Raw genomic sequence first — 917 nt, forward strand, 5'->3', positions numbered from 1 at the left:
TGGTGGACAGGGTCATATCCCTGGTCAAGAACGCTGAATTCAAGAGGGTTCAGGCCGCTCTCGGACTTAAGGTGATCGATAAAAGCTTTGGAGAGGGCTGGAGGATGCCTGTAGCCTGCCGGATCGGCCAGGAAAAAAGTGATTTTAAATAGATCCAGGCTAAAGATGGTATACGCTATGATAAGTTGGATCGACAGGAGACGTACTCACCGCTGGCAATTCGCTGTCCTGGCCAGCATTTTCCTGCTCGGCATATCCACATTATTTCTTCTCCTCTCCCTCTCTCTTGGAATGGAGGAGGCATCCACCCAGGATAGCCTCATTCTCAATGTCTATCTGGACCCAGCGGGAAAGGCCCTGGTTACCGGCTATGCGGATAATATCTCCGGCCTGGATTTTCTCGCTACCTCGGAGTACCAGTATGAGAACGATACTCATCGGCTTTATGCCCTCACCGACGGCCTGACCGCAAAGACAAGCCAGGTCTGGACTCTAAACTTGGATGCAAAAGGATTATTCGAGGACTACAGGATCACCTTTTATCTGCCCGGTGATATGCGCCTGGGCCAGATCAATGCCTCTTTAGGCCTCCAGTATCATCTCTCCGCCTTCAATGATTCCCTTGTGGCGGATGTGCAGGGTTATGAGGTGCAGGATCCCTCGATATCCATTCAGTATCAGCAAACCTTGGCTGCGGGATCAGCACCCTTCTCTCTTCCTGCCATCCCCCCAGGCCTTCCTCCCGGCTATCCCGGCTCTGATATCAGTCTCATCTTGCTCCTTGCTGGGGCATTCATTCTGGCCATAGGATCCGTTCTGGGGGTGATCATCAGGAGGCGCAGGATCCAATCGCTCCCTAGCCCCTCTCCTCTGGGAAATGGCTCGCAGGCGAATGCAGACCCAACCATGTCCCCCGC

1 protein-coding gene is annotated in these 917 nt (G+C 53.4%); it reads left to right on the plus strand.

All coding sequences use genetic code 11. The features are described from left to right. Positions 1 to 177: 177 nt before the first annotated feature. Positions 178 to 917: hypothetical protein (locus tag BP822_RS11095; protein WP_286878296.1), on the plus strand; the 740-nt coding region annotated here is incomplete at its 3' end.

The sequence above is a fragment of the Methanosaeta sp. UBA458 genome (assembly GCF_002496085.1).
In the GTDB taxonomy this organism is placed as follows: domain Archaea; phylum Halobacteriota; class Methanosarcinia; order Methanotrichales; family Methanotrichaceae; genus Methanothrix; species Methanothrix soehngenii.